18 protein-coding genes are annotated in these 21,809 nt (G+C 69.1%); 8 read left to right on the top strand and 10 right to left on the bottom strand.

Translation table 11 applies throughout. From position 1 onward, the window contains the following. Nucleotides 1–50 precede the first annotated feature (50 nt). Together DDF67_RS25035 and DDF67_RS25030 are read right to left on the bottom strand one after the other, a co-directional pair. The gene (locus DDF67_RS25035; protein ID WP_233247769.1) at nucleotides 51–2,825 is read right to left on the bottom strand and encodes a TonB-dependent receptor domain-containing protein; all 2,775 of its coding nucleotides are present in this window, start codon (nucleotides 2,823–2,825) and stop codon (nucleotides 51–53) included. Continuing rightward, the gene (locus tag DDF67_RS25030) at nucleotides 2,780–4,216 is read right to left on the bottom strand and encodes a hypothetical protein (RefSeq protein ID WP_233247768.1); all 1,437 of its coding nucleotides are present in this window, start codon (nucleotides 4,214–4,216) and stop codon (nucleotides 2,780–2,782) included. The genes DDF67_RS25035 and DDF67_RS25030 overlap by 46 nt, the downstream gene beginning before the upstream one ends. Before the next feature lie 348 nt (nucleotides 4,217–4,564). Between DDF67_RS25030 and DDF67_RS25025 the strand changes: the two genes are divergently transcribed. Further along, nucleotides 4,565–5,131, top strand: a complete 567-nt coding sequence (locus DDF67_RS25025; RefSeq protein ID WP_146198096.1) for a hypothetical protein — start codon at nucleotides 4,565–4,567, stop codon at nucleotides 5,129–5,131. Nucleotides 5,132–5,240: 109 nt separating this feature from the next. On the opposite strand, the gene DDF67_RS25020 is transcribed toward DDF67_RS25025, so the two are convergent. The 7 genes from DDF67_RS25020 to DDF67_RS24990 form a co-directional block, all read right to left on the bottom strand. Continuing rightward, nucleotides 5,241–6,137 carry a TauD/TfdA dioxygenase family protein gene (locus DDF67_RS25020; RefSeq protein WP_109455438.1) on the bottom strand — a complete coding sequence of 299 codons (897 nt, stop codon included), beginning with the start codon at nucleotides 6,135–6,137 and terminating at the stop codon, nucleotides 5,241–5,243. A 162-nt stretch (nucleotides 6,138–6,299) separates the two neighbouring features. After that, on the bottom strand, nucleotides 6,300–6,977 hold the full coding sequence (locus tag DDF67_RS25015; protein ID WP_109455437.1) for a peroxiredoxin-like family protein: 678 nt from the start codon (nucleotides 6,975–6,977) through the stop codon (nucleotides 6,300–6,302). Beyond that, a complete protein-coding gene (locus DDF67_RS25010) occupies nucleotides 6,977–7,369 on the bottom strand; it encodes a 4Fe-4S dicluster domain-containing protein (RefSeq protein ID WP_109455436.1) in 393 nt (130 codons plus the stop codon). Before DDF67_RS25010 ends, DDF67_RS25015 begins: the two co-directional genes overlap by 1 nt. Further along, complete coding sequence (locus DDF67_RS25005; protein ID WP_109455435.1) at nucleotides 7,366–8,958, bottom strand: FAD-dependent oxidoreductase; 1,593 nt, start codon at nucleotides 8,956–8,958, stop codon at nucleotides 7,366–7,368. The genes DDF67_RS25010 and DDF67_RS25005 overlap by 4 nt, the downstream gene beginning before the upstream one ends. After that, a complete protein-coding gene (locus DDF67_RS25000) occupies nucleotides 8,958–9,896 on the bottom strand; it encodes an ABC transporter substrate-binding protein (protein WP_109455434.1) in 939 nt (312 codons plus the stop codon). The genes DDF67_RS25005 and DDF67_RS25000 overlap by 1 nt, the downstream gene beginning before the upstream one ends. Before the next feature lie 13 nt (nucleotides 9,897–9,909). Next, entirely contained in the window at nucleotides 9,910–12,525 is a 2,616-nt protein-coding gene (locus DDF67_RS24995; protein WP_109455433.1) for a TonB-dependent receptor plug domain-containing protein, read from the bottom strand. A 98-nt stretch (nucleotides 12,526–12,623) separates the two neighbouring features. Next, nucleotides 12,624–13,469 carry a TauD/TfdA dioxygenase family protein gene (locus DDF67_RS24990; protein WP_109455432.1) on the bottom strand — a complete coding sequence of 282 codons (846 nt, stop codon included), beginning with the start codon at nucleotides 13,467–13,469 and terminating at the stop codon, nucleotides 12,624–12,626. 253 nt (nucleotides 13,470–13,722) lie between these two features. On the opposite strand from DDF67_RS24990, the gene DDF67_RS24985 reads away from it, so the two are divergent. After that, complete coding sequence (locus DDF67_RS24985; protein WP_109455431.1) at nucleotides 13,723–15,084, top strand: FAD/NAD(P)-binding protein; 1,362 nt, start codon at nucleotides 13,723–13,725, stop codon at nucleotides 15,082–15,084. Here DDF67_RS24985 and DDF67_RS24980 read toward each other — a convergent pair. Then, entirely contained in the window at nucleotides 15,081–15,917 is an 837-nt protein-coding gene (locus DDF67_RS24980; RefSeq protein ID WP_109455430.1) for a LysR substrate-binding domain-containing protein, read from the bottom strand. The genes DDF67_RS24985 and DDF67_RS24980 overlap by 4 nt on opposite strands. 223 nt (nucleotides 15,918–16,140) lie before the next feature. Here DDF67_RS24980 and DDF67_RS24975 point away from each other — a divergent pair, with 223 nt between their 5' ends. Genes DDF67_RS24975 through DDF67_RS24950 form a run of 6 tightly spaced genes read left to right on the top strand, consistent with a single transcriptional unit; the run spans nucleotide 16,141 to nucleotide 21,685 of the window. Further along, entirely contained in the window at nucleotides 16,141–16,866 is a 726-nt protein-coding gene (locus DDF67_RS24975) for an ABC transporter permease (protein ID WP_233247767.1), read from the top strand. Next, the gene (locus DDF67_RS24970; RefSeq protein ID WP_408608634.1) at nucleotides 16,863–17,681 is read left to right on the top strand and encodes an ABC transporter ATP-binding protein; all 819 of its coding nucleotides are present in this window, start codon (nucleotides 16,863–16,865) and stop codon (nucleotides 17,679–17,681) included. The genes DDF67_RS24975 and DDF67_RS24970 overlap by 4 nt, the downstream gene beginning before the upstream one ends. Then, complete coding sequence (locus tag DDF67_RS24965; protein ID WP_109455427.1) at nucleotides 17,678–18,853, top strand: acyl-CoA dehydrogenase family protein; 1,176 nt, start codon at nucleotides 17,678–17,680, stop codon at nucleotides 18,851–18,853. The genes DDF67_RS24970 and DDF67_RS24965 overlap by 4 nt, the downstream gene beginning before the upstream one ends. Then, a complete protein-coding gene (locus DDF67_RS24960) occupies nucleotides 18,850–19,800 on the top strand; it encodes a D-isomer specific 2-hydroxyacid dehydrogenase family protein (RefSeq protein WP_109455426.1) in 951 nt (316 codons plus the stop codon). Before DDF67_RS24965 ends, DDF67_RS24960 begins: the two co-directional genes overlap by 4 nt. 17 nt (nucleotides 19,801–19,817) lie before the next feature. After that, nucleotides 19,818–20,660 (top strand): class II aldolase/adducin family protein, encoded by an 843-nt coding sequence (locus DDF67_RS24955; protein WP_109455425.1) that lies wholly within the window; start codon nucleotides 19,818–19,820, stop codon nucleotides 20,658–20,660. Then, a complete protein-coding gene (locus tag DDF67_RS24950; protein WP_109455424.1) occupies nucleotides 20,660–21,685 on the top strand; it encodes an ABC transporter substrate-binding protein in 1,026 nt (341 codons plus the stop codon). Before DDF67_RS24955 ends, DDF67_RS24950 begins: the two co-directional genes overlap by 1 nt. The last annotated feature ends 124 nt before the right edge of the window (nucleotides 21,686–21,809 follow it).

The following is a 21,809-nucleotide window of genomic DNA, read 5'->3' as shown; positions in this document are numbered from 1 at the left end:
AGGGCGAGGAGCGCCGTCGATCGGTCGCGGTCTTCGGTCCGTGGAGAGACCTAGAACCGCGTAGACAGCGAGACCGAGAAGGTCTGGCCCAGGTCGTAGGTGTTGGCGTCCACCCGGCCGCCGCCCAGAACCTGGTATTCCTCGAAATCCTCGCCGAGCAGGTTGCGGGCCTTGAAGGTGAACTCCAGCTCGCGGTCCCTCACGTCGAAGGCCTTGCGGTAGGTGAAGTCCACGGTCACGCCCGGCTCCTGGATCAGGTCAGGCTGATCGGGACGGCCGCGGGCCGAGATCCGCTTGCTGACATAGGTGGCCAGGATGGTGGCCTGCGAGCGGTTCTCCTCGTCCTCCCAACCGAACTGGATGTTGGCTAGGTGCTTTGAGAGGCCTTGAAGCTGGCTGCCGTCCTTGACGTAGTCTAGCGCGCGGCGCGCGGCGCCGGCCCCGGCCAGCGGATAGACGACGTCGTCCTCGCCCACCTTCACCTGCGAGTCCGAGAAGGTGTAGTTGGCGCCGACCAGCCAGCGCTTGGTTCCGAAGAAGGCGCCTTCGAACGGGCTGTCGAACAGCTTCTTGAAGTCCAGCTCGAAACCGTAGAGCGAGGCCTTTGGTGCATTGACGTAGGTCTGGACGATCGTCGAGCCCTGCTCGCTGACCACAGACTCCACCGGACGATCCAGGTCTTTGTAGAACAGGCCGCCCGACAGGTACTGGTTGGCGGCGAAGTACCACTCGACGCGGGCGTCCAGGTTCAGGAGCTCGGTGTCGGTCAGGTAAGGGTTGCCGATGAACAGGCGGTCGGTGTCGGGATCAAAGTACTGTTGCGGCGCCAGTTCGCGGAACTGCGGGCGAGCGATGGTCTTCGACGCGCCCAACCGCAGTTGCATGTCCTCGGCGAAGTTGTAGGTCAGGGTCGCGGCCGGCAGGACGTAGGTCTCTTCCAGAGCGGTCGGCGTGGCCGCAGCCCCGCCGAACAGGTCGACGACCTGCACGGTCTGCTCGGCGTCCTCGACCCGCAGGCCGAACGAGGTGCGCAGGCGCGGCAGGAACTCCGCATCGACCTGTACGTAGCCCGCATGAACCTTCAGGCCCGCCTCATAGGCCGCCGCGCCGTCGCCGCCGGTGATTTCGGTGAAGGTCAGGTAGCCTTGCGCCAGGTTGTAGTCCGACAGCAGGAAGTCGACGCGCTCGCGCTGGATGGCCAGCGGGATGGCGCCGCCCTGGTAGCGGAAGTCGCGGCGCTCGGCGTCGCGCTCGTTGTCCAGATAGGCGTAGCCGCCGCTGAACTTGGCGTCGCGGCCGCTGCTCAGCGGCAGGGTGTAGGCCAGGTCGAAGCCGGCGCTGGCCATCGTGTCGTCGAGCGTGCTGAAGCTCGTCGAGTTCTGCTCCTGCGAGGCGGAGTGATAGTAGACCCCGTTCTCCAGGCGATAGCGGATGAACTTCTCGTACGGCGCGTCGCGCTCGGACTTGGCGTAGGAGCCGCGCCAGTCGAAGTTCCAGGCGCCGAACTCGTGCTTGCCCGAAAGCTGGGTGTCGTAGAGGTTCCGCTCGAACCACTCGGTGTAGGAGTCCAGCACTTCCTGGCCGGCGGCGTAGTCCTCGCCGGCGCGCTGGCGGGCCGACTTGGTGGTGTTGTGGACATAGAGATTGGTCCACCGCACCTGGTGGTCGCCCCACTCCAGGCCCAGGCCCACCAGGCCGTTCACCGTGACGTTGTTGCTGGTGTTGTTGAAGTTGTAGCTGGTGCGCGGCTCCAGCACACCGTTCTGCTCGAGGCCCTGCTGCTGAATGCCTTCACGCGAGCGCCAGCTGTTCTCGAACCCGCCGATGGCGACTACGCCCAGGCGCGCGCCCGAGGGCAATTCGAACGAGCGGCCGGCGCTGACGTCGGCCGAGAAATTGCCGGGAATCTTGTTCTTGGTCTGGATGACGTTCAGCGGCGCATTGACCAGGCTGGAGCCGATGCGGACGAGCTGGGCGGCCGTGAAGTTGCTGGAGTTGATGCGCTTGCCGGTGGCCAGCGCCTCGCGCAGTTCCGGCGGCTTCTTGCGCGTGCCGTCGTCATAGCCGAGGAAGTCGGTGTCCGAGCCGTAGTAGGTAAGGCCCTTGTTCAGCGTGGTCTCGGTGTTGCCGCCGCCGCCGATCTCGACCTCGAAGAAGGCCTCGTCGGGGATGGCTACGGTCTGCAGGTCGATGACGCCGCCGCCGAACTCGCCCGGATAGTTCGGCGAGAAGCTCTTCTGCACGGTCGCGCCGGCCAGAATGGCCGACGGGAACAGGTCGAGCGGCACGACGCGCTGCAGCGGCTCGGGGCTGGGCAGCGGCGAGCCGTTGAGCAAGGCCGACGAGTAGCGCTCGCCAAGGCCGCGCACATAGACGAAGCGGCCCGACACCAGGCTGAGGCCGCTCACCCGGGTCAGGGCTTCGGCGGCGGTGCCGTCGCCGGCGCGCTTGAGGTCTTCCTGGGTCAGGAAGCTGGCGACCTCCGAGGTCGTGCGCATCGGCTCGGGAATGTTGCGGCCCAGGATGAGGACTTCCTCGACCACGTTGGGCGTCTCGTCGGGATCGAGCGCGGCGAACTGGCGCGGCGCGGAGGTTTCGGCTGCGCCCGGCTGCGGCTGGGCGGCGGGGGTCGTCTGCGCCATGGCGATCTGCGGCGCGACCAGCGCCGACGTCGCGAGCAGGAGGCCGCTCAGGGGCCGGAACAGCATGTTCATCGAAGGAACCTTGGAATTGTCGGGCGTCGGGAAGCGGGGGCGGCGCACGGCCGCCCCCAACCGGATCAGCAGGTCGAGCTGCTGGTCAGGCCGCAGGTCCAGCCCTGCCACCAGGTGTCGTTGGCGTCCTTGACGGCCCCGATGTAGCCGGGGTTCACGAGGAAGCTGCTGAGGCTGGTGATGTTGGCGTAGGGCGTGCGGGCCGTCTCGTTGGCGCCGTTGATGAAAGTGCCCGTCAGCGTCGAGGTGTGGCTCGACGTGTTGTTCGTGCCGGCGTTGAACAGCGCCGCGACCGCCGTGGCGTCGACATTCGTGTCGTTGGTGAACGGCGTGGCGCAGGCCAGGGCCACCGAGTGGAAGGCGACCTGGGTGGTGGCGTCGTCGATGTCGACGCACCCGGCGGTGGCGGCGGTCATCTGCACGACCGAGTTGACCCAGACGTTGTTGGTCGAGGTGTTGGCCACCAGCAGGTCGTTGCCCGAGCCGCCGCGACCGATGACGGTCCAGTTGGCGAACTTGGGGTTCGAGCGCGGCGCGGTGCCGGCGCTGCTGGTTTCGAACGCGCGGTTACCGCCGTTGGCGCGCTGGACGATGATGCCGAACTGCAGGGCGCCGTTGTAGCCGGTGTCGGTGTCGATGCTGTCGTCGTCGTTGCCGGTCAGGACCAGGTACTTGCCGTTGACGTTGCCGCCGAAGAATTCGATGCCGTCGTCGCTGCTGTTGTGGACCTGGATGTGGTCGAAGGTCGTGCCCGAACCGACGCCGGCCAGGGTAATGCCGTTCAGCTCGTTGTTGGCGACGATGACGAAGCCCGAATGCTGGACGCGCAGGTAGCGCATGACGCCGCTGTTATCCTGCAGGCCGCTGCCGCCGTAGAAGGCGTTGGTGCCTTCGACCTGGGCCTCGCAGCCGGCCGTGCCCGGCGTGGCGCCCGAGCCCGAGCAGTTGCTGATCGGCGCGCGGCCGAGGATCACGAGACCGCCCCACTGGCCGATCGAGTCGACGCCCGTCTGACCTTCGATGCTCTGCTTGCTGGTGAAGACGATCGGGTTGGTCGCCGTGCCTTCAGCGAAGATCTGCGAGCCGCGGTTGACGACGATGTAGTCGAGACCGGCCGAGCCGAAGACCTTCACGCCGGCTTCGACGGTGATCACGCCCTTGGCGCGGCCGGCGATCGGCGCGTTCGGGTCGCCGCCCTGGTCCTGGCCGACGTCGACGCGGCCGCTGACCGAATAGACGGTGCCGGCGCGCAGCGGCACGACGAGATTGCCGGTGATCAGCTGCGGCAGCTGGCAGTTGCGCAGGGTCCCGTTGGCGACGGTGCCGACATTGGCGAAGCCGGTCGGGCAGTCGGCGGCCGGCGTGCCGGGCGGGGGATTGGTGGGATTGGTCGGGTTCGAGCCGCCACCGTTGCCGAAGCCGCCCTCGCCCGGCGAGGCGACGCCGTCGGCGCCGCCGCAGCCCGCAAGCGCCAGGGAGGCGCTCAGGGCGAGCGCGATCAAGCTAACGTTTCCAGCGCGGTTCATGACGGTTCTCCATTGGCGCAGCCGCAATCAGGGCGGCGAAGACCCCCGGTCCCCAACCAATGGAAAAGCCCCGCGCTTCCCGCCCTCTGGGTCGGCGAGCTACAGAGCCGCGGAGACAGTTACCCTAAAGTTTTGTGACACATTTTCTGAGCAATAATTTGATACAAAGCCGTAATGATCAAATCGATTGAAAGTGACCTACCGTCTAAAATAGAGCGAACCTTGCGCTCTTCTTGAAACATCTGGGGACAGTGAAACCACACCCGCGATCGACCTCGAAGAACCAGACCGATGACTCACTTCGGCTTTAAGATTCCAGATGAGATGGCCGAACAATTCGACGCCTACGCGGCCACGCGCGGCGGTCGATCGGCCGTTCTACGGGCCCTGGTGTCGCAATGTCTGTCCGACGAGCTCGGAGCGCCTCAAAAGCCGCCGCCCGAACCGCACAGCCAGGCGCGAGCCAGCTCCGTCTCGATCCAGCTGACACGCGATGATCGCCTGAGGCTGGACGAGGAATGCAGGGTCACGGGCATGACGCGCGGCCAGTGGCTGGCGGCCTGCGCCCGCAACCGGTTGCACGGCACCCGGCACTTCGGCCAGGTGGATCGTGACCGCATCGCGCGTATCGTACGCGAGATGCGGGAGATGAAGTCCAGCCTGCACCGCTACGCCAGCGCCATGCAGCGCGCACCGCGCGACCTGGCCGTCGTAGAGCGGCATCAGAGCCTGATCGGCCACGTGTCGGCTCAGATCGAGCGCGGCCTGCGCGCCATCGAGGGCGCCTTCCGGGGAAACGATCACTATTGGGCCGGCAAGCCGCCGGAGGTCCGCACGCCCGAAGAGCGGCGGGTCGCCTCCACCGCGTCGGCGGCGGAGGCGTCGCTCTGAGATCTACTCCGCCGCCGCCAAGACGCCGGCGTAGCGATTGACCGGGAAATCGGGCCCCGCTTGCGAAGCGCCCTGCCCGCGATCCGACAACATGGTCTCAAGGCCCTGATCAGGCTCGGAAATATGGCGGGTCGCCCTTGATAGTCACCCGCTCGACGACACGCTCCACCGGCCAGTAGTCGAGCACGGCGTAATGCTGGGTGGCGCGGTTGTCCCAGAAGACGATGGCGTTCTGGCTCCAGCGGAAACGCACCTGGTACTCGGGCGCCTTCACCCGGTCGAGCAGTTCGGCCAGAAGGCTGGCGGCCTCGTCCTCGGGCAGGCCCAGGATCCTTGTCGTGAAGACCTTGTTGACGAAGAGATGCGGCTGGCCGGTCTCGGGATGGGTGCGCACGACGGGGTGAGCCTGCGGCGGATAGGCGGCGCGCAGTTCCTGCCGCCTGGCCTCGTCGATGCGGTAGCCATAGCTCTGCAGGATGTCATGCTCGGCCTGCAGGCCGGCCAGCCTGTCCTTCAGCGGCTGGGGCAGGTCGGCGTAGATGGAGGCGGTGTCGGCGAACAGGGTGTCGCCGCCCGAAGGCGGCAGGGTGCGGGCGCGCAGCACCCCGCCCATCGACGGCGCGGGACGGAAGGTGACGTCGGTGTGCCACTTGTTGGCGGCGCGAACGATCGGGACGATAGCCTCGCGCAGCTTCATGCCGTCGGCCGCCTCGATGTGCAGGATCTCGGGAAAGCCCGGCACATGGGCGGTGACGGGATGACCCTCCAGATCGCCGAAATAGCGGCCGAAGCGGACGTGGTCCTCGTGGCTGATATCCTGGTCGCGAAAGAACACTACCTTGTGGCGCAGCAGGGCCGCACGGATGGCCGCGACGATCTCGGGCTCCAGGGGCCTGGTGAGGTCGAGACCGGAAATCTCGGCGCCCAGCACCGGCCCGGCAGGCGTGACGGTCAGGCCGGCGTAGTCAGGGGCTTCGCCCGGTGAGATCGGGGTCAAGGCGTTCATGGCGTCCTCCCGGGGACATCAACGCTTCGAGAACGGCGTTACCCTACTGTAGGCATGGGAATTGGTGGCGCTCAAGTGTGCCGGGCTGGTCCTTCAATTTGTGAGCGCGTCTCCCCCTGGCCCAGCGGGCCACCTCCCCCTCCTGGGGGAGGATCTGCCAGATCACACTACCGCCGGCGCCGGGGTCAGCGCGCGCACGGCGGCGATGATGGGCTCGGCTTCAGTGCGGGCGAGCCAGTCGGGGCTGACGTCGGCGAAGCGGACGACGCCTTTGCGGTCGATGACCACCACGGCCGGCTGGGGCAGCTCCCAGGTCCCCGTGCCGGTGACGTCGCCGATAAAGCTGCCCTTGGCGCGAGCAGCCGCCTGGCTGGCCTCGTCGGCGGTGTAGAGCACGCCGAGCCGGCGGCCCAGTTCGTTGCCAGGATCGGAGGCGACCCTGTAGCTGAGGCCATGGCGATCGCGGATCTCGCCCAGGCGCTCTGGAACCTGAGGGCTGACGGCGACCAGGGTCGCGCCGATGGCCGCCAGGGCCGGCGCCAGGGTCTCCTCATAGTAGGGCAAGGCGATGTTGCAGGCCGGGCAGCCGGCGAAGCGGAAGAAGACCAGCACCGCCGGCCCCTTGGCGGTCAAGCTGTCCAGGGTCAGTTCGCCGCCCTCGACGTCCTTCAGCACGAAGGGCGCGACCTTGTCTCCGACCTTGACCCAGTCCTCAGGCTCGGCCGCCTCGACCAGGCGGGCGCGCTGATCGATGTTGATCTTCAGCGCCGCCGGGTCCCAGGTTCGGACGCGTTCGGCATGCAGAGCGGCCAGGCGCTCGCGCAGGGTCTGATGGCTCATCAAGAAGTCCTCCCGTCTTGCTCTCGAGCGGGCTTGGCGGCGGCGGCGTCGATCGCCATCAGGCGGGCGCGCTCGAAGATCGCCCCCATGCGCCAGTGCTGGTTGGTGTGGGTGGCCGCGTGCTCGCCCCAGCCGCTGTCGCGCCGGAAGCCGCCGACGTCGCCGGTGGCGAGAGCCTGTTCTGTGGAGAGGCCGACGACCCGCTCGGTCTCCGGCCAGACGAACAGGGCGTCTTCCGGGCAGTAGAGTTCGCAGAGGTAGCAGGTCTGGCAGTCGGCCTGGCGGACGATCACCGCCTTGCCGCTCGGCCCGCCCGCCAGCACGTCGCTGGGGCAGGCGTCCACGCACGAGCCGCAGCCGCCGCAGCGGTCGTCGATAACGACCTCGATCACGCCACGGCCTCCAGACTGGTGTTTTCAGGCTTGGCCGCTTCGAACCGCGTGACGACCCGGTCCAGGCCATGGGCGCGCTGGCGCAAGGCCAGGCGCGGATCGAGGCCCGGGGCGTCCTCGCGGCGGTGCATGCCCCGACTTTCACGCCGTTGCAGGGCGCTGGCCTTGCTCCAGCGGGCCGCGGCGACCAAAGCGGCGGCCTCGCGAGCGCGCAGAAGCCCCCTGCCCCGGCCGCCAGCGCGGGCGGCGATCTCGCGCCAAGCCTCGTCGAGCGCTTCGATCGAGACTTCAAGGGCCTCGCCCGTGCGGAAGATGTTGCGATCGTAGGCGCCCATCTCGTCGCGGACGGTCTGGACGGCGGCGGGCAGGTCGACGCTGGCCAGGCGGCTGGTCGGTCGCAGCCCGGCCTGTCCGATGTGATGCAGGCGCTCGGCGAAGCCTCGGCGCTCGCGGGCGAAGGCCGCCGCGCCCTGCCCGGCCCACTGGCCCGACGACAGGGCCCAGGAGGAATTCACCGCCCCGCCGCCCGAGATCGCGCCGGTGACCAGCTCGCGACTGGCCGCGTCGCCCGCGGCGAACAGGCCCTGCGCGGCGGTCTGGCAAAGCGTATCGGTTACCCGCAGCCCGCCGATGCCGCGCACCGTGCCTTCGGAGACGAGCGAGACCTCGAACCGTTCGGCATAGGCGTCGATCCCCATGCGCGCGAACGGGCGCACGAAGTTGGGCTGAACCTGCGGCATCACCTCGCGCACATCCTGCGGGACGCGGTCGAGCCGGCAGTAGAGGCGGCCCTTCAGCAGGGCGCGGGCCAGGTGCGGGCTGACGTCCGGACCGGCGGGAATGTCGAGTTCGTTGTCGGCCTCGTCGAACCAGCGGGCGAAGGCGAAGCTCATTGAGCGGGCCATGTTTGTCCCCGCCTGCATCGGCGTGTAGTAGTTGGTGAACTCCATGCCCGAGAGATCAGCCCCGGCCTCGACGCCCATCAGGAGGCCATCGCCGGTGTTGGTCGCCGAGCCCAGCAGGCGCGAGGCGAAGGCGCAGCCGCCGGTGGCCAGCACCACCGCTCCGGCCCGGATTGTCCACGGCCGCTCGCCGCGCAGGGCCACGCCCGCAGCGCCGGTAACCACGCCGTCGGCGTCGGTCATCAGTTCCAGGGCCGGATGGTGGTCGAGGATGGTCGCGCCGGCCTCCAGGGCGAAGGCGCGCATGGCCCGCATGTATTCGGGACCGCGCAGGCCGCGGTACTGGGTGCGCCCCTGCTCGTCGGTCGAGAAGGCGTAGTGACGGGCCAGCTGCGGCAGGCTGGTCCAGGTCAAATCCAGGATCCGCGCCATCCAGTCGGGATCGCCCAGCCCAAGAGAGCGCTTCAGGCGATCGGCGACGGCGGCCTCGCGATGCTCTGGCGGAACCCACCAGTGGCCGGGGCCGGCCGTGGCGGTGACGCCGCTGGTTCCGCAGTATCCCTTGTCGGCTAGGATGACCCGCGCGCCTTCGCGGGCGGCGGCGATGGCGGCCCAGGTTCCGGCCAGGCCGCCGCCGATCACCAGGACGTCGGTCTCACGATGGGCCGTATCGTCGTCCTGCGCCATCAGGCGATCGCCGCGTTGAACGAGGGATCGAAGGCGCCGGCCGGATCCAGGCTCGAGGTGATCGCCCCGGCCGCCCGGAAATGGTCGAGCACCGACCGCGCCTCGACCACCGAGGTCTCGTCGATGGGCGCCGGGACCGCCTTGTAGTTACTGACCGTCCAGCGGGCGATATCGAGCGAAAGGCCCGTCTCCTTGGCCAGCACGGCGGCGAAGGCGTCGGGGTTCTGGGCGGCCCAGCGGCGGGCCCTGGCCAGGCGGCGCAGGAAATCCTGGATCTGGGGCCGCTTGGTCTCGATCGCCTTGATGCTGGCGGCCTCGTAGCCGGCGCCGCTGAGGAAGCCCTCGCCGTCGGCCAGCACCCGGGCGCTGTCATGCAGCCGGGCGAGCGCCACGTAGGAGCCCCAGGTCACCCAGGCGTCGATCGAGCCGGCGGTGAAGGCGGCCTTAGCGTCGCCGGGGCTGAGGAACACCACCGAGATATCAGCCGGCTTCAGCCCGGCCTTCTCGATCACCCGCAGAAGCAGGTAATGGCCGATGGAGCCGCGGCCGGTGGCGATCTTCCTGCCCTTGAGGTCGGCCGGGGTACGGATGGCCGATTCCTTGGGAACCAGGATCGCGGTGGAACGGCCGCCGCTGCGGCCGGCCTGCACGGCCTTGATCTTCGCGCCGCTGGCGTAGGCGAAGAGGAACGGCGCATCGCCCGCCTCGCCCAGGTCGACCGCCCCCGCGCCCAGGGCCTCGAGCAGCGGCTGGGCGGCGGGGAACTCGCTCCATTCGATCCTGTAAGGAACGCCTTCGAGAGCGCCCGAGGCGACCAGCACCGCCTTGGTGCCGCCGCGCTGGCTGCCGACCTTGAGCGGCGCGGCGGCCTCGCCCTTGCCGCAGGCCGAGAGCCCGGCGAGCGCGCCGAAACCGATGATGAGCTGGCGCCTGTCCATGCCGTCCTCTCCTTTAGAAGCGTTGGGTCAGGCGGGCGTAGTAATAGCCGCCGGTGATGCCGAAGGGCGAAAACAGGCCGTACTGCAGCGTTCCCTGGTCGGCGTTCACGATGCCGATCTTGTCGGGATACTGGTCCAGCAGGTTGTTGGCCCCGATCGCGATGTTGGTGTTCGGACGCACGTCCCAGGCGATGTCGAGATCGACCACCCACTTGGGGCTATAGGTGCGGTCCAGGCTCACCGACGTGCCGGCCTCGGTATATTCACCGTAGCGCGTGGTCCGCAGGCTGGCCGAGACTGTCTGGCGGCTCCAGACCGCGCCCAGCACCACCTTCTCGCGCGGCGTGCCGACGGTCAGGTCGGAAATCTTCTGGCGATCGAACAAGACGAGGTTCGGATTGACCGCCTTGAGGATCGCCGGCGTCTGCGCGACGTCGCGGACCTTGGTCTTGTTGAAGGCATAGGCCGCGTTGAGGTTGAGGCGGCCGGCGGCGCCCAGGTCGAAGCCGTACTCGGCCACGAAGTCGATCCCCGTCGTCCGGGTCGAGACGGCGTTGGTGTAGTAGGTCGCCGTCAGCCCCTGCGGGAAGCGCGCCAGCAGGCCCACCAGGGCCGGCTGCGACGAAAGCTGGGTCACCGACAGGTCGAGGTTGCTGGTGTCGACGATGCGGTCGTCGATGTCGATCTGGTAGGCGTCAAGCGTCAGGCGCAGGCGCGGCAGCGGCTCGGCGGTGATCCCGAAGCTGTAGTTGGTCGAGGTCTCAGGCTTGAGCGGGCTGGCGCCCAGGGCCGTGGCCTCGGCGGTGTCGGTGCGCAGCACCTTGGTCGGGAAGGTCAGGTACTCGCCCGGCGTGCAGGGCGCGCCGCGGAAGGTGTTGTTGGGCGCGGCCGGGCACAGGCTGCCGGAAATGGTCGAGGTGGCGAACACCGTCTGGCCCAGCGAGGGGGCGCGGAAGCCATTGCTGACCGTGGCGCGCAGGGCGTAGCCGGGCAGGAACTCCCACCGTGTGGTCAGCTTGCCGCTGGTCGTGTCGCCGACGTCGCCGGTGTAGCGCTCGTGGCGGACGGCCGCGCCGACGTACCAGTTTTCCGTAAGATCGGTCCCGACGTCGAGATAGGCCGCATAGGAATGACGCGTGGCCGAGCCAGCATCCTCCGGCGCGGTGCCGGCATAGGACGACAGGCCCGGATTGGGCCGCAGGCCGGCGAAGGGCTGGCCGGCCGGGATCACGTAGTCGCCGACGATGTAGGAGGCCTCGTCCCCGGCCTCGATCAGGAAGCGCTCGTAGCGGTGTTCCAGTCCCCACGACACCTGCAGCGGCCGGTGCAGCACGCCCTCGAACGAGCGGGTGGCGTCGAGGTTGTTCGTCCACTGCTGGAACTGGTGGGTCGACAGGTGGAAGTAGGTCGGGCTGTCGGGGCCCAGCGTGGCGTTCAGGGTGTTCTGGCCGTCGAGCTGCGCGTGGTCCTGGGCGAAGGTGGTCGAGGCGTCCCAGGCCCAGCCGGCCTTCTCGCCGCGCGCGCCCAGGCTGGTCTGCCAGTCGAGCTCGAAGATCCGGCGCAAGGCGTTGAAGCCGTCGGGATAGACCTCGGGCAGCGAATTGCGGTTCAGCGGCCGGCCGGCCGTGACGCCAGTGACGGGCGCCAGGTTGGGCAGGAAGCTGCCGGTCACCTTCTTGGACGAGCGGTGACTAACCGTGCCGCTGGAATAGAGGGTCAGGTCGCGCCAGGGCAGCTCGGCGTTGTAGGCCGTGGCGATGATGTCCTCCTCGCCCGGACCGTAGCTGGCGCCCCAGAAGTAGCGGTCGGCCGTGGCGTCGCGCGGGTCGGGCGTCACCGTGGTCACGCCGCCCACGGCGGTGACCGTGGGCTGGTAGAGGTATTGGGCGCGGGAAGGCGCGGCGCGCGAGGCCGCCTCGTTATTCTTCCAGTTGATGGCCAGTTGCAGGAAGCCGCCGTCCTCGCCCAGAGCGCGGCCCCAGTTCAGGCTGGCGGCGCGGGTGTCGCCGTCGCCCAGGTAGTTCTGGCCACCGGTGTAGGAGAAGGCTCCGCCCCGGGTGTCCTTCTTCAGGATGATGTTGACGACACCGGCGATGGCGTCCGAGCCGTACTGGGCCGAGGCGCCGTCGCGCAGCACTTCGATGCGCTCGATCGCCGAGGCCGGGATCAGGTCGAGATCCACCGGCACGCCGCCCCGGCCGACGCGGGCCAGATTGTTGATCAGCGAGGTGGTGTGGCGGCGCTTGCCATTGACCAGGAACAGGGCCTGGTCGCCGTTGAGGCCGCGCAGCGTTATGGCCCGCACCGTCCACGAGGTGCCGCCGCCGTTCACGCCGGGCAGGTTGAACGACGGGATCAGGGTGTTGAGCACCTCCTTGAGGCCGGTCTTGCCGGTGGCGGTCAGTTGCTCGGACGAGATGACGTCGATGGGTGCGGGGCTGTCGGCGACGGTGCGGCGCACGCCGCGCACGCCGGTGACAACCACGCCATCCACCGAGTCGGTGGAGACGTCGGGCGCGTCTACGCTGGGGATCGGCTCGGCCGCCAGGGCCGCGCCCGAGGCGCAAGCCAGCAGCAGGCCCGCAAAGGCGGAGCGTTTCAGGGCCGTCTTCGGAAAAACACGAGTCAAAAGTCTATCCCCCGCGCGCGGCGCATCGGCCTCGCGTCGTTGTGTGGTCTTTGAAATCGGAAGACGGGCGCGGCTTGCGCGGGCCGCGCCGGCTGAGATCAGGCGCTTTTGCGCTCGCGGTACGGCACGTCGTCGGAGCCGATCAGCACCCGCTCCATCACGCGCGGGAAGTCTCCGTAGTCGCGCACGGCGTAGTGCAGGCCAGCGCGGTTGTCCCAGAGGGCCACGGAGTTGGGCCGCCAGCGGAAGCGGGCATGGTGCTCGGGCTTCTTCACCTCGTCATAGAGGCGGGCCAGCAGGGCCTTGCTCTCGTCCGGGGCCAGATCCACGAAGCGCGGCTTGAGGCTGTAGTTGATCCAGAAGATCTCCTGGCCGGTCTCCGGGTGGGTGCGGATCGCCGGATGCGCCGTCAGCGGATAGCGCTCGCCCGAGCGGTTCAGGGCGTCCTGGTAGTCGTGGACGACATAGAGCTCGTCGACGGCGGCCTTCAGGTCGTCGGGCAGGCCCTTCCAGATCGCGTGGCCATCGGCCCAGATGGTGTCACCGCCGACCTCGGGGATATGCACGGCCTTCAGCACCGCGCCGAACGACGGATTGACCCGCCAGCTGGTGTCGGTGTGCCAGTGGTTCTCGCGGATATCGTACTTCTTGAAGGCCTCGGCCGAGATCGGCTGCACCGCGCGGTGGGTTTCGACGCCGCCGGTCGGATGGGCGTAGACCTCGCCGAAGTTGGCGGCGAAGGCCAGCTGCTGGTCGCGGGTGATGTCCTGGTCGCGGAAGAACAGGACCTTGCGGTCGAGCAGCAGGGCCTTGAGGGCGTCGCGCTGCTCGCGCGAGAGAGTCTGACGCAGGTCGATCCCGGCGACTTCGGCGCCGATGGTCGGGCTGACGGGCGTGACGGTCAGCCCGGCGGACTGGCGGACCTGGTCGAGGACGGAGCTCATGGGGAACCTCCTTGCAGCCGACGCGAAAGCGGCCGGCGGAGGCGAACATGGCGAGCGCTCCCAAACGACGCGAACGAGTATTTCTCAGAAAGAATTCAGAGATTTATATATCGCGAACCGCAATATTCGGCATTGGCGAGGCGCATAATTCAGCGGCGCGAATGGCCAGGATAGGCCATGCTCGACAGGCGGCTTGCGCCATGCCCGTCAACCATCGAAGAAACCCCTATCGTTTCTATAGAGTTTCCAGACCATGGCCTCGACCCCAACGCCCGTGATCGCCGTGGTCGGCGCCGGTTTCAGCGGCGTGATGACCGCCCTGCACCTGCTGCGGCACGGCGCGGCGGTGCGGGTGATCCTCCTGGAGCGCAACGCGCCGGTTGGGCTGGGCGCGGCCTACGCCACCCACAATCCCAGCCACCGCCTAAACGTGCGTGCCGGCAACATGAGCGCCTGGCCCGACCGGCCGGAGGACTTCGTGGCCTGGATGCGGGGCCTGGGTCTCGACGTAGGCCCCGGCGATTTCGCCACGCGCGGCGACTACGGCCGCTATCTCCAGAGTCTGATAAGCACGATCGTCGAAGGGCCGGAAGGCGCGGGCCGGCTGGTGATCGCCCCCGACGCCGTGGTCGGGCTGGAGCCGGGCGGCGACGGCTGGCGCCTGACTACCGCCATGGGCCGGCCGATCCTGGCCGACGTCGTGGTGCTGGCGCTCGGCAATCCGCCGCCCTGCCGCCCGTCCGGCGTGGACGAGGCCCTGGCCGCCTCGCCCACCTATGTCGCCGATCCCTGGCGCTGGGATCCCGCCAGCCTGCCGCCCGGCCCGGTGCTGCTGCTGGGAACGGGCCTGACGATGGTGGACCTGGCCATGAGCCTGGAGGACACAGCGCCCGGCCGCTCGATCATCGCCCTGTCGCGGCGAGGTCTCATCCCCCGGGAGCATGAAGGCGAGCCGCCGACCCGGCCGCCCTCGCCGCCCGCGTCGGACATTCCGCCCCTGGACGCGGCGGCCTGGCTGCGGCGCACGGCGGCCGAGCATGGCTGGCGCACCGCTATCGACGCCCTGCGCCCGGCTGCCCAAGACCTCTGGCGAGGCTGGAGCGTGGTCCACAAGCAGGCCTTCCTGCGCCACGCGCGCCCCTTCTGGGACGTGCATCGCCATCGTCTGTCGCCGGAGGTGGCCGCGCGGGTCGCTGCCTTGCGTCGCTCGGGCCGCCTGAAAGTCGCCGCCGGCAAGATCGTGCGCCTCGCCGAGGCCGAGGACGGCCGGGTCGAGGGCGCGTGGCGGCCGCGCGGCGAGACCGCCTCGCAGCCGTTCTCGGTGTCGGCGGTGATCAACGCCACCGGCCCTACCGGCGACGTGACCCGGACGGACGATCCGCTGGTGCTGGACCTGATCCGCCGGGGCCTGGCCCGCCCCGACCCGTTGCGCCTCGGCCTGGATGTCGACGCCAACAACCGCCTGCTCGACGTGTCAGGCGTCGCCGCCCGCACCCTGTTCGCGGTCGGACCGGTGACGCGCGGGGCATGGTGGGAGATCAACGCCGTGCCCGATATTCGCGGTCAGGCCGCGCAGGTGGCGCAAGCAGCGCTGAACTCTACGAGGCGCGGCTAGAGTTCCAACGCCGCCGCGTGGATCAGCTCCGACAGCTTGCCGATCGACGGGTGAGGGGCCGGGCCGGTGCGGCGCACATAGGCCACCTTCGGCAAGCTGGGCAGCGCTCCGTCGGCGATCGGCTGGGCGTCGGGCCGGAACAGGCTGGTGCGGCAGGTGACGGCCAGGCCCGACTGCACGGCCGCGCGCAGGGCCGACAGGCTGGGGGTCTCCAGCGCCACGCGGTAGCGTCGCCCCTCCCGCTCCAGCGCCGCCAGCGCCGCGTCGCGGAACCGGCACGGCGCTTCCAGGATTGCCAGCGGCAGGACCTCCTGCTGGGCCAGGTCGGCGTCTCCATGCCAGACCATGGGCACGGTGCGCGCGGCGGCCGGATCGTCATAGCCCCCCATGCACAGGATCACGTCCAGGCGGTCGCTGCGCAGCAGTTCCAGCAACTCCGGCGAGCCGGCCACCCGCACCTGCAGCTGGGTGTCGGGATTGAGCTGGGCGAAGCGGGCCAGCACGCCCGACAGCAGTGTCTCGGCGAAGTCCTGCACAAGGCCTACCCGCGCCGGGCCGGCCAAAGCATCGCCAGTCAGGGCCACCACGGCCCGGTCGTTGAGCGCCAGGATATCGCGGGCGTGGCCCAGCAGGGTCTGGCCGGCCGGAGTCAGGCTCAGCCGCCGGCCTTCACGGTGAAACAGCGGCGTCAGCACGGTCTCTTCCAGGCGTTTCATCTGCAAGCTGAGCGCCGACTGGGTGACGAAGACGCGCTCGGTGGCGCGCAGCATCGAACCGCTGTCGACGATGGCCACGAAGCTGCGGAGCAGTTCGGTCGGAAGGTTGGTCGGCATCTGGCGTCCCGTCTACCCCGTTGAGGAACTCTAATAAGACCCCTGAGGATAAGTCTATTGATTGAGTAGGAATTCAGCGTCCATCTCTGTGAAGCAACGGCGCCCCCGCCGCAACGGTCACAGCGATGGAAGCGCCCCAATGTCTTTGACGACCGCCGATAGAATTTCTCTAGCCAGGCCATTTCGATGGCCGCGCCTGTCGCGCGCTCGTTGGCTTTCTCCGGTGCTGCTTCTGGCCTTGTGGGAACTGGGCTCGCGGTTCGGGGTGATCCCCGAGCGGGTGCTGGCCGCCCCCTCGACGGTGGCCGAAACCTTCTGGGCGCTGACCATCTCCGGAGAGCTGCCAGCCAACCTGCTGGTGTCACTGGCCCGGGCCTTGGCCGGCCTGACTATCGCCCTGATCGTGGCCGTCACGCTGGGCCTGATCTCCGGCCTGTCGCGGCTGGGCGAGACCGCCATCGATCCGCTGATGCAGATCAAGCGGACCATCCCGTCCCTGGCCCTGACGCCGCTGTTCATCGTCTGGTTCGGCATTGGCGAGACGCCGAAGATCGCCCTGATCGCGGTGGCGACGACCTTCCCGATCTATCTCAACCTGTTCGCCGGGGTGCGCGGCATCGACGTGCGACTGGTCGAGGCGGCCCGCAGCTTTGGCCTCTCGGACTGGAGCCTGGTGCGTGAGGTGATCCTGCCCGGCGCCTTGCCCTCGTTCTTCGTCGGCCTGCGCTACGCCCTCGGCGTCTCAGTGCTGGTGCTGGTGGTGGCCGAGCAGATCAACGCCCAGGCGGGCCTTGGCCACCTGATCAACAACGCCCGCGACTTCATGCGCACCGACATCATCGTCGTCTGCCTGCTCGTCTACGCCCTGCTCGGCCTCGGAGCCGACGCCTTCGTCCGCACGCTGGAGCGCCGCGCTCTGGCCTGGCGGCCCAGCCTCGTGGAGCAATGACCATGGTCCAGCCGCGTATCCGCCGCCGCGCCTTCGACGCCGTAACGCCCGCTCCGGCCGCAGCGCCGGTCGCCCCCGCCGTCAAGCTGACAGGCTTCGTCCGCCAGTTCGGCGCCAACCGGGTCATCGACGGCCTGGACCTGTCGATCGCGCCGGGCGAGTTCGTCGCCCTGCTGGGCGCCAGCGGCTCGGGCAAGACCACCCTGCTGCGCACCCTGGCGGGCCTCGATCCGGTCGGCGACCAGGACGTCACGACGCCGGACACGCGCGCCGTTGTGTTTCAGGACGCCCGCCTGCTGCCGTGGAAGAAGGTCTGGCGCAACGTTGCGCTGGGCCTGAAGGACAAAGGGGTCCGGGCCAGGGCGGAAGCGGCGCTGAAGGAGGTCGGCCTTGGCCATCGCCTCGACGCCTGGCCCTCCACCCTGTCGGGCGGCGAGGCCCAGCGCACGGCCCTGGCCCGCGCCCTCGTACGCGAGCCGGGCCTGCTGCTGCTCGACGAGCCGTTCGCGGCCCTCGACGCCCTGACCCGGCTGAAGATGCACGATCTCGTGCTGAATCTCTGGAACGAACACAGGCCCGCCGTGCTGCTGGTCACCCACGACGTCGACGAGGCCATCGCCCTGGCCGACCGCGTACTGGTGCTGAACAAGGGCAGGATCGCCGCTGAAGAGCGCATCGCCCTGGAGCGCCCGCGCGCGCCGGACGCCCGCTTCCAGGCCGTCCGCCGCCGACTGCTTGGACACCTGGGCGTCGAGGCGCCCGCCTCGCACGAGGCCGCTCTCGTCGCCTTCCCCTCCGGCGAGGCCGTGCAGTGAGCAGCGCCGCCGCCCGCAAGCTGGAGCCCGCGCCGCGCCTGCCCGACCTGAACGCGGTGCTGCCGCGCCTGACGGAAACCTTCGCCGCCACGGCCGGTCGTCACGACCGCGAGGCCAGCTTTCCCTTCGCCAACTTCCAGGCCCTGCATGAGGCCGGTTTGCTGGCCCTGACAGCACCGGCGCGCCTGGGCGGCCTGCAAAGCGACCTGCCGACGGCCTTGAAGGTGGTCTCGGCCGTCGCCCGGGGCGAGCCCGCCACGGCGCTCGTTCTGGTCATGCAGTACCTGTTCCACGCCTCGGTCGAGGGCCGCTCCGGCTGGCCCGAGCACCTCAAGCAGCGGGTGATCGGCGAGGCCATCGAGCACGGGGCCCTGATCAACGCCCTGCGGGTGGAGCCCGATCTCGGCACCCCCGCCCGCGGCGGCCTGCCCGCCACCATCGCCCGCCGCACGGCCGAGGGCTGGCGGATCAGCGGCCGCAAGATCTACTCCACAGGCTCCAGCGCGCTGACCTGGTTCGTGGTCTGGGCCCGCAGCGACGATGCGGAACCCCTGGTCGGCGGCTGGCTGGTGCGCGCCGACAGCCCTGGCGTGGTCATCGAGGAGACCTGGGATCACCTCGGTTTGCGCGCCAGCGCCAGCCACGACGTAATCTTCGAGGACGTGCTGGTCCCGCTGGACCACGCCCTGGACCCGCAGCCCCTTGGCGCCCCGCCGCCCTATCCGGCCAGCTTCGGAACCTGGTCGTCGGTGCTGACCGCTGCGATCTATGACGCCGTAGCCCGCGCCGCCCGCGACTGGCTGGCCGACTTCCTGATCGGCCGCAAGCCGGCCAACCTCGGCGCCAGCCTGTCGACCCTGCCCCGCTTCCAGGAAGCCCTGGGCGAGATCGACGGCCTTCTGCTGAGCAACCGCGTACTGCTGGACAGCGCCGCACGCGGCGAAACGGAGGCCAGCGAGAGCGGCCTCGTCAAGCATCTGGTTACCGAGAACGCCATCACCGCGGTCGAGAAGGCCCTGAAGCTGACCGGCAATCCGGGCCTGACCCGCAACAATCCGCTGGAGCGCCATCACCGCGACGTGCTGTGCGGCCGGGTGCATACGCCCCAGGCCGACGTGGTGCTGATTGGCGCCGGCCGCACCGGGTTCGCGCAACGCGAGGCCGTGGCATGAGCCGTCTCGTCGTCGCCAGTCAATTGCCCGACGTGTTCAACAGCGTCTTCGCCCAGCATGCGGCCGACGCCGAGTTCATCGCCGTGCCGCCGGGCCTGAACGCGCCCCTGCCGCCCTCGGCCAAGGTGCTGGTGGCTGCCCCGTTCCGCAAGGCCGGCGGCGTGCTGCCCAAGACCCCGCCGCCGGGCTGGCCTTTCGACCTGCGCTGGGTGCAGCTCGTCTCGGTGGGCATCGACTTCTATCCGGACTGGCTGTTCGACGGTCCGGTGGTGACCTCGGCGCGCGGTTCGTCGGCGGTGGCTCTGGCCGAGTTCGCGCTCGCGGCGATCCTCGCCGACGCCAAGCGCCTGCCGGAGATCTGGATCGACAAGGCCGAGCGCTGGACGCCGCAGCCGCTGAAGCTGATCTCCGGCACGACGCTTGGCCTGGTGGGCTTCGGCGCCATCGGCGAGGCCCTGGCCCCGCGCGCCCAGGCGCTGGGCCTGAACGTCGTCGCCACCCGCCGCTCGGACAAGCCGATCCCTGTGGCCGGCGTCGAGCGGGTGGCGGACCTCAAGACCCTGTTTTCGCGCAGCGACCACGTGGTGCTGGCCGCACCGGCGACGCCGCAGACCGAGCGCCTGATCGGCCGCGAGGTGCTGGCCCACGCAAAGCCTGGCCTGCACCTGATCAACATCGCCCGCGGCGCGCTGATCGACGACGACGCCCTGCTGGCGGCGCTGGACGACGGCCGGGTCGGCCGCGCGAGCCTGGACGTGACCTTCCCCGAGCCGCTGACCGATGGCCACCCGTTCTACGGCCATCCGAAGGTGCGGCTCTCGCCCCACACCTCGGTTCACACGCCCGACACCCGCATCAACCTGGCGACCCAGTTCGCCGAAAACCTCGCCCGCTTCCGCGCCGGCGCGCCCCTGGCCGACGTCGTCGACCTGTCGCGCGGCTACTGAGAACAAGGACCTTCGCGATGACCGCGATCCCAGCCCCGCGCGGCTTCGCCGCCGCGGCCCCCCACCCCGCCAAGCTTGAGACCGTGCTGCCGCCGTTTGGGGCGCGCGAAATCCCCCAGCAGCCGACGCTCGAGCTGGAGCGTCTCTATCGCAAGCAGCGCCTGGCCGCCGGCTATCGCCTGTTCGGCCGCTACGGCTTCGACATGGGCGGCGCGGGGCACATCACCGCCCGTGATCCTGAGCTGACCGACCATTTCTGGGTCAATCCGCTGGGCGTGCACTTCTCGCGGATCAAGGTGTCGGACCTGATGCTGGTCAGCCACGAGGGCGAGATCGTGCAGCCGCCGGCCAGGACGCCAGCGCGCCTGAACCGCGCGGCCTTCGCCATCCATTCCCAGTTGCACGAGGCCCGGCCCGACGTGGTCGCCGCCGCCCACTCGCATTCGCTGTACGGCAAGGCCTGGTCGGCGCTGGGGCGGCTGCTGGATCCGCTGACCCAGGACTCGGCGGCCTTCTACGACGACCACGCCCTGTTCGAGGAGTTCTCCGGCGTGGTGCTCGACACCAGCGAGGGCCAGAAGATCGCCAAGGCCCTGGGGCCCAAGAAGGCGGTGATCCTGCAGAACCACGGGATCCTGACCGTCGGCCAGTCGGTGGAGGCCGCCGTATGGCGTTACCTCGCCTTCGAAAACGCCTGTCAGGCCCAGCTGTTGGCGCAGGCCGCCGGTCCGACCAAGCCGATGCCGCCGGAGGTGGCCAAACACACCGCAAGCCAGGTGGGCACGGAACTGGGCGGGATCTACGCCTTCCAGCCTTACTGGGATATCGTCACCGAAGAAGAGCCGGACCTGTTCGACTGATGACCGGCCTTTCCCTGTCGCGCCGCGACCTGATGTCCGGCGGCCTTTCGGTCGCGGGCCTTTCGCTAGCCGGCCTTACCACCGTCAACCTGGCGGCCTGCTCGCCTCCGGGCTCTGGCAAGGGCGACGACAAGGCCGGCTCGCTGGCCGACCTGACCCTGCGGGTCGCCACCTATCGCGGCAATCCCGAGAGCTTCTTCGCCGACGCAGGCATCCAGGAGCCGCCCTACAGGCTTGCCCGCACCCAGTTCGCCGGCGGCAACCTGATCGCCGAGGCGATCAACGCCCGGGCGCTGGACTTCGGCGGCATGAGCGAGATCCCGCCGATCTTCGTCGCCGCCCAGCCCGGCAACCAGGTCCGCGTCGTCGGCGTGCTGCGCGGCGACGTGAACAACCAGGTCGTGCTCGTGCCCAAGGGCTCGCCGGCCAGGGACTTCAGGGACCTGAAGGGCAAGCGCGTCGGCTATGTGAAGGCCACGACCTCGCACTACATCCTGCTGCGCCTGCTGCAGGAGGCCGGCCTTGGCTGGGGCGATATCACGCCTGTCGCCCTGAGCCCGCAGGACGGCCTGGCGGCCTTCCAGAGCGGGGCGCTGGACGCCTGGGTGATCTATGGCGTCATCGTCTACCAGGCACGGGAGGCCGGGGCGCGGGTGCTGCGCACGGCGCTGGGCATATTGTCGGGCAATTACCTGATCACCGCCGCCAAGGAGGCGCTGGACGATCCGGTGCGGTTCCAGGCCCTGGGCGACTATGTCAGCCGCTACAGGCGGGTGTTCGACTGGATCAACGCCGACGGCGAGCGCTGGGCGGAGGCCCGGGCGAAGGTCACCGGGGTCAAGGCCGAATACTACGCCCAGGAGTTCCGGGAAAAGTCGTCGCTGAACTATCTGGAGCCGATCAGCGAGACGGCGATCGCCTCGCAGCAGGCCGTGGCCGACACCTTCGCCGCCGCCAGGATCATTCCCGCCAAGGTCGACGTGCGGCCGCTGTGGGATGACAGGCTCTCATCGTTCCTCAAATAATGTCGAGCATCGCAAATATATCCGATGACTTCGGACGATATGAGCAGAGCTATTCGCTCGATCATTTTATATTCGTTGAGATAAGTAGTCTCACGAAGACAAATCCCCATCGAACAAGTCGGGG

The organism is Caulobacter endophyticus (assembly GCF_003116815.1).
Classification (GTDB): domain Bacteria; phylum Pseudomonadota; class Alphaproteobacteria; order Caulobacterales; family Caulobacteraceae; genus Caulobacter; species Caulobacter endophyticus.
This window is presented reverse-complemented; position numbering and strand designations above follow the sequence as displayed.

What these genes read in the sequence shown, in the direction of transcription:
- DDF67_RS24985 (WP_109455431.1), top strand. Translation starts at nt 13,723, where the DNA reads ATGGCCTCGACCCCAACGCCCGTGATCGCCGTGGTCGGCGCCGGTTTC.
- DDF67_RS25020 (WP_109455438.1), bottom strand. Translation starts at nt 6,137, where the DNA reads ATGAACGCCTTGACCCCGATCTCACCGGGCGAAGCCCCTGACTACGCC.
- DDF67_RS24980 (WP_109455430.1), bottom strand. Translation starts at nt 15,917, where the DNA reads ATGCCGACCAACCTTCCGACCGAACTGCTCCGCAGCTTCGTGGCCATC.
- DDF67_RS24950 (WP_109455424.1), top strand. Translation starts at nt 20,660, where the DNA reads ATGACCGGCCTTTCCCTGTCGCGCCGCGACCTGATGTCCGGCGGCCTT.
- DDF67_RS24960 (WP_109455426.1), top strand. Translation starts at nt 18,850, where the DNA reads ATGAGCCGTCTCGTCGTCGCCAGTCAATTGCCCGACGTGTTCAACAGC.
- DDF67_RS25025 (WP_146198096.1), top strand. Translation starts at nt 4,565, where the DNA reads ATGGCCGAACAATTCGACGCCTACGCGGCCACGCGCGGCGGTCGATCG.
- DDF67_RS25000 (WP_109455434.1), bottom strand. Translation starts at nt 9,896, where the DNA reads ATGGACAGGCGCCAGCTCATCATCGGTTTCGGCGCGCTCGCCGGGCTC.
- DDF67_RS24970 (WP_408608634.1), top strand. Translation starts at nt 16,863, where the DNA reads ATGACCATGGTCCAGCCGCGTATCCGCCGCCGCGCCTTCGACGCCGTA.
- DDF67_RS24990 (WP_109455432.1), bottom strand. Translation starts at nt 13,469, where the DNA reads ATGAGCTCCGTCCTCGACCAGGTCCGCCAGTCCGCCGGGCTGACCGTC.
- DDF67_RS25015 (WP_109455437.1), bottom strand. Translation starts at nt 6,977, where the DNA reads ATGAGCCATCAGACCCTGCGCGAGCGCCTGGCCGCTCTGCATGCCGAA.
- DDF67_RS25005 (WP_109455435.1), bottom strand. Translation starts at nt 8,958, where the DNA reads ATGGCGCAGGACGACGATACGGCCCATCGTGAGACCGACGTCCTGGTG.
- DDF67_RS24955 (WP_109455425.1), top strand. Translation starts at nt 19,818, where the DNA reads ATGACCGCGATCCCAGCCCCGCGCGGCTTCGCCGCCGCGGCCCCCCAC.